This window comes from Candidatus Margulisiibacteriota bacterium (genome assembly GCA_028715625.1).
In the GTDB taxonomy this organism is placed as follows: domain Bacteria; phylum Margulisbacteria; class Riflemargulisbacteria; order GWF2-35-9; family GWF2-35-9; genus JAQURL01.
This window is the reverse complement of record JAQURL010000107.1, coordinates 1-5,709: the sequence shown is the minus strand read 5'-3', so window position 1 is coordinate 5,709 and position 5,709 is coordinate 1. Positions and strand designations below refer to the sequence as shown.

Sequence of the window (5,709 nt, the reverse complement as noted above, 5' to 3'; positions counted from 1 at the left end):
TTATTTGTTGCTAAGGCAGCGGGCTTGCCCGCCGAAGCCTTGGCGTAGGCGGGGCATAGCGCAGTCCGGTTAGCGCACTAGTTTTGGGAACTAGGAGTCGCAGGTTCGAATCCTGCTGCCCCGACCACTTGATTAATAATCGACTGAGCGTATTTAAGAGGGCCAACAAATTGAGGCCACCTCAACGCTCTCCGCACAAGGCTGATCGCAGCTTCCCCCAGTTGACAGAAAACAACAATTTTTTTGCTCCCAAAATAAATAATGATAACTCTGGCATAAAGATTCGAAAGTCGAAGAGCAAGCCATCCTTTTCAGGAAAAAAGTCATTTTTTTTCTTAATCTGACCATAATAGAAAATCATTAAATCATTAATAATAATTTTATCTGATAAAAAGGAGACCATTATGAGGAGTATAAATGTATTTATAGTTGTTTGTTCCTTATTTGCTGTCACAGCATCATTTTCCAATGAGATTAATTTGCGGCCGACATTCAAAAAAAATATTGAAATACTGGATGAAAGAGCCCCGGGCTCCGAGTCACGTTCAAAGAAATACGACACCATAGAGGGATATAAAGTTATAACCCAAAACAATATTGTATTTAAATGGAAAATAGAAGGGGAAAAGATAAGAATTATCCTTAAAGCTCCAACTGACGGCTGGGTGGCTGTAGGATTTAACAGCGCTCCGAAAATGAATGGCGCTGACCTGATCATAGGTTATGTAGTTAATAATAATCAGGTATTAATTAGTGACGATTTTGGTGTCGGACATACTCACATGCCTGATATCAGTCAGGGAGGCAAAGATAATATTATGGACAAGCTCGGATGGGAAAAAAATGGCTTTACCGAGATAAAGTTTTCACGCCTGCTTAATACGGGTGACGCAAAGGACATGATTTTACAAAAAGGGCAAAAAATAGCTTTATTGTTAGCTTATGGAACGACTAAAGATTTCACGTCCTATCATAAGGTGCGCACAGGTTTAATGATTGAATTATAAATAACCTCTGCTGCTGCCTAAAAAATATCTTGAGGAAAAATATCAGTTAAAAAAGGAAAATAGACATTTCAACCTCTATTGATTTGATAGAAAATCTGACCAGCCAAAAAATTAAATGAAAGGAGGAGGTAATTATGGCATTAGTCCCGTTTCCAAAATCTTCAAGTTTGATGGACGTTCTGGAGGACAATTTCGAAAGGGCTCTGGGACCAGTATGGTCAAGTGTATATGGTTTAAGACCAGCAAAGGAACTATTCGCGCCATCTATTGATATGTGGGAAGACGAAGACAATATTTATGTTGAAACAGACTTGCCCGGTATGGAAAAAAATGACGTTAAGGTTAGTGTTGAAAAAGGAATTTTAAAAATTTCTGCAAAAAAAGAGGGAAAAAAAGAAGAGAAAAAGAAGGGCTATATAGCAAGGGAAAGATATCAAGGAAGTTTTTACAAAGAAATCAGCCTCCCATCTTCTGTTGAAGAAAACAAAATTCAAGCTAATCTGAAAAATGGAATTTTATCAATTAATTTACCGAAAAAAGAAGAAGCCAAGGGTAAAGAAATTGAAGTAAAAGTAGATTAAACTTGTTGCCTTTAAAAATTTTATCAACGTTCATTAAACTCTTTCAGAAAAAAGTGGAGGTAAAATAATGAAAAACAAATTGGTATGCATTACGGATTGCGAAGTTACAGAGTGTGCCTATAACAAGGAGAAAATGTGCTGCACTCCAGCGATTACAATCGGAGATGGGGATTGTCCGATGTGTGATACATCTTTTATTACCAAAAATAAGGGCGGATTCGATGATGTTAGCGGCAGCGTAGGCGCATGCAAGGTCGGTAGTTGCGCCTACAATTCTGCTTTTGAATGTATAGCCCCCGGTATACATGTTCAGATGCACAAGAAACATGCAGAATGCGGTACTTATATGGCAAGATAAAAATTTTGATCGAATTTGGGGATTTTAAGATATCAAGATGTAAACTTTGATAAAAAGCAAAATAACAAAAATCAGGAGGGGGACAAAAACACAAAAAAGAGGAGTGATGTTATATGAACTTTCTAAAAAAAATAAGTTATCTTTTAATTTTTTCTTGTTGCTTTGCTTTTTCCGCAAACGCCAAAATCTCGGGAGATAATAAAGAGCTCCAAATCATCAGGGGAGTAGTTGTAGACTTATCCTGCTACATTAATTCCGTAGCGAACGGAGATATGCGCAGAGTTCAACCCGAAAATCATAGTCAAATAACCGGGACTGTAGCGGTCCGAGATAATGATTCGGGAGAAATGTATATTCTTGTCAAAAATGAATGTTCTGAGGATTTGATAAAAAATATTTTGTCCTTTGTGTCTGAAAAAGTGGAAATAATGGGAACGATAGATAAAGCGGGAGGCATAAGGGCCATATTCATCAAGCATGTTGATGAGGCAGACAATAATTTTATTACTGATAGGCACAAAAATAAAGTTTGAATAAGCTTTTTATTTTGTTAAAAAACAGGTATTGGAGGTAATGAATTAAATAACAAAAAAATATGATGCATTCATAATAACCTATTATTAAGTAAATGGATGTATCGGTATAAATTTAATCAAATAACGAAGAAAATTAAAACTTGTAGTATTAAAAAAGGAGATAGTTATGAAAAAATTGATTCTTTTCAGTTCAATTGTACTGATTATCAGTATGTTCATAGGACTGGGATTTGCAGCTAATTCAATGAAAGCAATAAAAAATTCCGATAAAAGCACAATTTTCGCCATAAAATCAACTCTGGGGTTAAAAACAGCTATACGCCAGTTAGGAGCCGAGCACGTATTTTATATGAGAAATTATATCATCAGTGCACTCGCCGGCACTGATGATACTGAAGCGGTTGCTAAAAGATTGTTAAAAAATCAGGTTGATATTGGCGACGCGATTAAACCTTACTACGGCTTGGACGCTGGCAACAGATTAACAAGCCTGCTTACCGATCACATTATGATAGCGGTGGATGTTGTGACGGCAGCCAAGAATAAACAAAAAGATTCACTTAAAAAAGCCCAGTCAAAATGGATAGTTAATGCCGAAGAAATTACGACATTCTTAAATAGAATAAATCCGAAATGGGATAAAAAAATGCTGACTGACGAATTAAATATGCACTTAAAATTAAGCACCGATGAAGTTGTAAGCAGACTTAATATGGATTGGACAAAGGACATAGAAAGCTTTGACAAGATTTACAACCACATGCTGAAATTTGCAGATATACTCTCCGGAGGTATAATTGCACAGTTTCCTAACAAATTCACGGACAAACTCGATACTTCTAAAAAATACTAATAGTTTATGTATCCTTAACAAAAAAAAGCCCGCGGTTATTAGATAATGGGCTTTTGTAATCTATTAATCATCATCTTTAAGAAATCTACCAAATAAACGTTTTGTAATTCTCTTCCAGAATTTTTCCTGGGCTCCGGCACGATGTAGGGCCCAAAATACATCTTTGTTATAACAGTTTTTCGCATGTTTCAGGGCTGTCTTGCCTTCCTTATCCTTTATGTTCACCCTGGCCCCAGCTTTAATTAACATGGAAACAACAAATATACGACTATCAACACTGCCATATTTTACAGCTTTCATAAGAGCTGTTTCTTTATCGCAGTCTCTTGCTTCTAAATCCAACCCAAAAGGTATCTGCATCTGTTCACTGTCGTTCCCTGAAAAAACCAGCGAATTAATGAATGAACTCTTGTTCGCATAATATTCGTACGCATCTACATATTTTATACATCCCAGAATTTCCTCAATAATTTTAATGCTCTGCTGTGTACAGGCGTACATTAAAGCGCTCATGCCTCTATTATCCTGAATGTTCAGGTCTGCACCGGCCATAATCAAATAACTCACGATAGCTATATCTTTGCCTAAAACAGCTTTTATTAAAGGTGTTTTTTTCTCTTTATCTCGAATATTTAAGTCCAAAGTGCCTTCTGTTAATCCGTATTTTATTAGGGTTTTCAAAGTATAGGTATCTCGTGAAGTATCATTTTTTGTTATTGCGTAATGCAGGGCGGCATTCCCTTCAGCATCCCTTAAATTAATATCGGCTTTGCCTCTTATCAATTGTCTGATCGCATCATGATGACCATGTTTCACAGCCAGCATTAACGCGGTTATGCCTTTTTTATCAGTAATATTTATATTTGCCCCGGCCTTAACAAGAATATCTACACATACTGCATGCCCGGCTACAGCGGCGCGCATCAGCGCGGTATAACCATTTTTGTCGGTCTTGTTAATATCTGCCTTTCTGTTAATCAGCTCTTTTACTACATCCTTATAGCCCTTTGCAGCAGCATATATTAAAAAACTCACATAATCTTCAAACAGCATTATGTTTACATCCGCGCCCATATCGATCAATCTTTTTACTTTTTGAGCATCACCCTGTTTAACAGCGGTGTGCAGATCATTCTCCAGCATTTCGCTAAAATCTTCCTCAAAAACAATTTCCTCAAAACCAAGTTTTCCCAAATCCCTGGCCAGTCTCTCCATGACATCATGTAAATTCCCCCGGTTCAAATTATTCAGGCATACTTCTATGGACCTAAAAATCAATGGAACTTCTTCCTTGCTTAAGGGACTCTTCCCTCCACTAAAATCCTCTATTGTTTTTATTATCATGTCCTTGATTTCAGCTTTGGATTCTAAAATCCTGGTTACTGTATCCTCAGCTTTATCACCTGTAAAAATATTCCAACCTGTCTTCAATAAATTGATACGTTCATACAACACTGACGTGACCTGTTTCTGAATAATTAATGATATTAATTTGTACATATTTTTATTTATAGTGGCTAACCAAATTGTTCATCCAGAAGCCCTGCTTCCCAGCCATATCCAAAGAAGTATCACCACCATTGCACTTTTTATAGACACTGGCTCCCTTATCTAATAAAATCCTGGCCATTTTCCTGTAACCGTTGAAAATGGCTATCATCAAAGCTGTATAACCATTTTTGTCAGCTTCGTCTACAATTGCTCCTTTTGCCAATAAACCAGTAACTGTCTGCATATCATTCATTCGTATAGCCTGCATTAAAGGAGTAACGCCTGTTTCTTCAACCTTGGCGTTTACATTAGCTCCGGCTTGGATAAGTATATCAATAATTTCCCTGCGTTTTAGCTTTATGGCTTCTATTAAAACGGTCGAACCTGCTGTGTAAGGAGTAACCTCTAAACTCATTTTGGCGGTAATACATTTCATAACCATACTAAAATCACCCTTCTCCACTGCCCCGGCAAGATCAAGTCCTGTTAACTCTTCTTTTTTTCCAGCTTTTTGAGCGAATCCTAAAATAGTAAAATCCCTGGCCAGAGCTGTTTTTACAGCATCAATATTTTTCTGCTTCAAACCTTCCAGACAATTTATAATAGAAATTTTGGCATTTAACATGTCGACATTTTTATCATGCGGTCTGTTCGCTGATTTCAAATATTCCAGTCCCGGGATATCCCAGAGTAATTCTCTTAAAGAAATACCCTGTCCTTTCAAATTCAGCAAAAGACTCATTGTTTCATTCGCGTTAGGGCCGCTAAAAATATTTTCCCCGGTTTCCATTACTAACAAATGTTTACTGAAAGCCTTCATGAGACTGATAATGCTGCGGCTGGCAATAATTTTTGTAAAAAGCATATTAGATCGGAAGAGCAC

Annotated in this window: 7 protein-coding genes and 1 tRNA gene; 6 read left to right on the top strand and 2 right to left on the bottom strand. The window is 36.9% G+C overall.

Annotated elements, in window-relative coordinates; genetic code table 11:
* Positions 1–49 precede the first annotated feature (49 nt).
* From PHV30_11825 to PHV30_11800, 6 genes are all read left to right on the top strand, one after another.
* Positions 50–127: transfer RNA gene (locus PHV30_11825), tRNA-Pro, on the top strand.
* Positions 128–404: 277 nt separating this feature from the next.
* Entirely contained in the window at positions 405–1,007 is a 603-nt protein-coding gene (locus PHV30_11820; protein ID MDD5457702.1) for a DOMON domain-containing protein, read from the top strand.
* Positions 1,008–1,141: 134 nt separating this feature from the next.
* Entirely contained in the window at positions 1,142–1,588 is a 447-nt protein-coding gene (locus tag PHV30_11815; protein MDD5457701.1) for an Hsp20/alpha crystallin family protein, read from the top strand.
* A 67-nt stretch (positions 1,589–1,655) separates the two neighbouring features.
* On the top strand, positions 1,656–1,946 hold the full coding sequence (locus PHV30_11810) for a DUF1540 domain-containing protein (protein MDD5457700.1): 291 nt from the start codon (positions 1,656–1,658) through the stop codon (positions 1,944–1,946).
* A gap of 113 nt (positions 1,947–2,059) precedes the next feature.
* On the top strand, positions 2,060–2,479 hold the full coding sequence (locus PHV30_11805) for a hypothetical protein (protein ID MDD5457699.1): 420 nt from the start codon (positions 2,060–2,062) through the stop codon (positions 2,477–2,479).
* A gap of 169 nt (positions 2,480–2,648) precedes the next feature.
* Positions 2,649–3,335: a glycosyltransferase gene (locus PHV30_11800; protein MDD5457698.1), complete on the top strand. Its 687-nt coding sequence runs from the start codon at positions 2,649–2,651 to the stop codon at positions 3,333–3,335.
* Positions 3,336–3,398: 63 nt separating this feature from the next.
* On the opposite strand, the gene PHV30_11795 is transcribed toward PHV30_11800, so the two are convergent.
* Together PHV30_11795 and PHV30_11790 are read right to left on the bottom strand one after the other, a co-directional pair.
* Positions 3,399–4,835: an ankyrin repeat domain-containing protein gene (locus PHV30_11795; protein MDD5457697.1), complete on the bottom strand. Its 1,437-nt coding sequence runs from the start codon at positions 4,833–4,835 to the stop codon at positions 3,399–3,401.
* A 4-nt stretch (positions 4,836–4,839) separates the two neighbouring features.
* On the bottom strand, positions 4,840–5,709 hold an 870-nt coding region (locus PHV30_11790; GenBank protein ID MDD5457696.1), incomplete at its 5' end, for an ankyrin repeat domain-containing protein.

What these genes read in the sequence shown, in the direction of transcription:
- PHV30_11820 (MDD5457702.1), top strand. Translation starts at nt 405, where the DNA reads ATGAGGAGTATAAATGTATTTATAGTTGTTTGTTCCTTATTTGCTGTC.
- PHV30_11815 (MDD5457701.1), top strand. Translation starts at nt 1,142, where the DNA reads ATGGCATTAGTCCCGTTTCCAAAATCTTCAAGTTTGATGGACGTTCTG.
- PHV30_11810 (MDD5457700.1), top strand. Translation starts at nt 1,656, where the DNA reads ATGAAAAACAAATTGGTATGCATTACGGATTGCGAAGTTACAGAGTGT.
- PHV30_11805 (MDD5457699.1), top strand. Translation starts at nt 2,060, where the DNA reads ATGAACTTTCTAAAAAAAATAAGTTATCTTTTAATTTTTTCTTGTTGC.
- PHV30_11800 (MDD5457698.1), top strand. Translation starts at nt 2,649, where the DNA reads ATGAAAAAATTGATTCTTTTCAGTTCAATTGTACTGATTATCAGTATG.
- PHV30_11795 (MDD5457697.1), bottom strand. Translation starts at nt 4,835, where the DNA reads ATGTACAAATTAATATCATTAATTATTCAGAAACAGGTCACGTCAGTG.